Source organism: Komagataeibacter europaeus LMG 18890, from assembly GCF_000285295.1.
GTDB lineage: Bacteria > Pseudomonadota > Alphaproteobacteria > Acetobacterales > Acetobacteraceae > Komagataeibacter > Komagataeibacter europaeus.
Window position 1 is genome coordinate 1 of the sequence record NZ_CADP01000191.1, and the last position, 3,363, is coordinate 3,363.

General features: G+C 48.9%; 2 protein-coding genes. Both read right to left on the reverse strand.

The window, feature by feature from the left end:
* A partial coding sequence (locus GEU01_RS20295; protein WP_232272645.1) for a sulfatase-like hydrolase/transferase occupies positions 1 to 1,072 on the reverse strand: 1,072 nt, incomplete at its 3' end.
* A 1,132-nt stretch (positions 1,073 to 2,204) separates the two neighbouring features.
* Positions 2,205 to 3,284 (reverse strand): IS5/IS1182 family transposase, encoded by a 1,080-nt coding sequence (locus tag GEU01_RS20305; RefSeq protein WP_019085572.1) that lies wholly within the window; start codon positions 3,282 to 3,284, stop codon positions 2,205 to 2,207.
* Positions 3,285 to 3,363: the final 79 nt, after the last annotated feature.

Here is a 3,363-nt window from a genome sequence, read left to right on the forward strand (position 1 = left end):
ACCATGAACAATTAACGAACAAAACAAACTGCAACTGTAGTGCTAATATACGGTCAGTTCTATGAATACTCTGGTCATAGGTGTCTGCCGTGGGAAGCGCATCAATATCTTCCTGTGTCCGATCGTCAGAGTAGAAGATGTGACTGCCAATGATATGAATGACAAAAAATTTGTATTCATCTGGATCAGCGAACTTTTCTTTAATAACGGGCAGCAGGGATTCATCATGCCAGTCAACATGATTTTCCTTATTGTTATAATCCTGTCGCGTTACATAATCGCTGAATTCAGATAGATAGCCAAAGGAGCGGGAGTATTGACCGAAACCGTCCTGTGATGATATCCAGAAAGTCTTGTATTTATTATCCTTGGCAAGTTCTATGATATTCTTTTCAGAGTATAGTTTATCCCTATGATCGGGATCATAAAATGAAAATAGCATGGGAACGGCATAGCGTGTCATGTTGGCGGAAGAATGCGCATTCTGTATGACGCATATCCTGTCGCCATCAACAAGCCTTTGTATATTTGGTGTCGTATTCTGTGCCTTGTAGCCATAAATCGTATGCCTGTCGGCCAGATCTGATTCACCGACAACGACAATAATATTCTTGACCCTGCCAGGCACTTTATCTGTGATCATGCTATCCGTATTCTGATGAGGTACGGCTTCCGTGTTCTCATCATTCATGATCAAGGAAAGAAGATAGACGGTATTCCCTATCGTACCAGGCGCATACGCACGGAAAGAACTGGCGCTTTCGGTATATACATGACGTTCTTTCTGTACATGATACGCTTTTACAATTGCCCTTCCGTAAGGATAGACAAGAGTCAGTCCGGTAAAAATGAACACGTATAATCTAAAACGGGAAAATTTCCAGGACAGATAGCATTGCGCAGCAAAGCTTGCCACAAGAAGCATCACAACGGGAATACTGAAAGATTCCAGTGTAGATAAGGCTTCATGAGAATTGGTACCAGCTATTGCCTGCAGCATGGGTTCACTAATGGAACCATATTCATGACAGAGAAACCAATATATCAATGTCGATGTCATGAATATCGGCATTGTCGCCAAGGCAAAAATTTTTCCTGAATTCATAAGAAAAACTGGCAACAAGACAGTTGATATGGCAAAAAAGGTTGGTTTCATATGCCATATAGTATGAAAGCTTATACGAAACGAAATTAAAAAGTATAAAATTATTAATATGACAAAACATATTATTTTTGATAACTTTTTATTTACGCTAGGCATTATAATTTATTTCCGGTTTTACTAAATTATTTATATTTTTATTTGAAGAATATATGCCGATGTATTTACTTTTAATTTAGTAAAAAATTAAATTCCATTATTTCGGAATAGAAAATTCTTGGAAAAACCATATCGTGCTTGCATAATTCCGTTATCATGAAGCGGCTTTTAGAGGCATAAAAAGTTTTATACCAGACCCTATATCATAGTTTTAGTAAAAAATTTATTGAGTTCCAAATCTGTTAGAAACCGATTCGAAAAACAACCTGAACGATTCTCCGCACAACCATGCGGGTATGGACGATAACCAATCCTGCATATGAAGATGAAATCGTCACCTCGCCCTTCCTGTTGGGACAACGGCAGCAACCAGGCCGGGCAAGGCTGTATTCCACGATCCAGCATTTGGGCAGGACAACAGAACCCGCCGCCCTGTCAGAGCGGTTGACGATTCCGATGGTCCCTTGACCGGATTGCACACGGTTTTTCATCAGATGCCACAACCATGAAAAAGAACTGCCTGATCCGGACAACCAGCAGCGCTGCCCCATCCCGATCCTGAATACCGGCGGATGAACGCAAGCGGTAAAACTATCCCTGCACGGTCATGATGGGCCGGAAATGGCGTGGTCATGACAATATGAAGAATACGCTCCGACAACGCGCCGCAGCATCCGTGCGCGGGGAACGGTCCAGATGCTTCCTCCGTGGCGTCAGTGGGGCGATCAGGCGATACGCAGGTTACCGGTATTCCAGATCATCGCGCCGATACTGCGCACGGCGTAATTTCATCAGCTGGAGACCCGCAAAAACCGGGTAATTTCTGGCGAAGCGGGCTGGCTTGATGACGTCGAGGTTGCGGGGCGCACCAAGGGTATCATTCGGACCGATTTCCACGATACCCGGCGTTGATTTCGCCGGTTTTGCCGACTTGCAGACAGAGTCAGCCTGCGGTTTCTAGACGCTCGTGGAAGATCAGCCGATTGAAGTTGTAGGCCAGGTTGCAAAGGGTCAGTTTCGCCTCAGCGCGGGCGAGGCCGATGGTGCGGATGAACAGGTTGAACCGGTTTTTCTGATGCGCGAAGACATGCTCAACATGCGCACGGATCGAGGATTTGGCGGCATTGGCCCGCGCGGTTGCCTTTGACATCGGCTTGCCCATGGGTTTGCGCCGATGAATACGGGACGTGAGCATCTGGTCCGACAGCCACTTCTCGTTGCGCCTGGATCGATAGGCACTGTCTGCCCAGACCTCGGAACTGGTATTGTTCGTGCTGACGACCTGCCGGAGAAGACGCCCGTCCGCCGCTGACGCCGAAGTCACCGCCATGCCTCGGATGAAGCCGAAGCGTCGGTCGATGCTGATGTGGGATTTGTAGCCGAAGACCGGCAGGGCGATCATGGGGAGCGGCGTCCCATCTGCCCGATACCGGACTTTTCCGCCGACCTTGAGTGTCCAGCGAGCGTCGGTATCCTTCTGTGCTGCCTTGTTCGGCTCGTCCGGCCAAATGTCGCTGGCGCTCTTCCCTGACTTGATCGCTTCGCGTTCGCCCTCGGTGTTCCGCTGTCTTGGCGCAGGCACTAGCGAGGCGTCCACGATCTGCCCGGACATTGGCATGTAGCCCTTCTTCTGGAGTTGCCAGTCAAAGGCCTTCATCACCCGCCTGAGCGTTCCCGTCTCGGTCAGGCGATTGCGAAAATGCCGGATCGTATTCTCGTCCGGCGTTCGATCCCCGAGCGACAGCCCCAGAAATCGCAGCCAACTCAGCCGATCGCGGATCATGAACTCCATCCGGGCGTCTGACAGATTATGCTGCGCCTGCAGGATCAGGACCTTGAACATCATCACCGGATCGAATGGTGGGCGGCCGCCTTTGCTACCATCGCCATACCCAAGCCCTTCGACCAGCCACGCCCGGAAATACTCGAAATCCACCGTCTCCTGCAAAACCTCGAGCGGATCGCCCTCTTTGCTCAATGCATCAAGGTGATCGCTCAAACTGAACAGGGACTTGGGATCCATAGCAGGCCTCCGTGATCGCGTAACTTCAATGAATCACCATAGCCGTCCAAACGCTACCGGTTTTTGCGGGTCTCCAGCT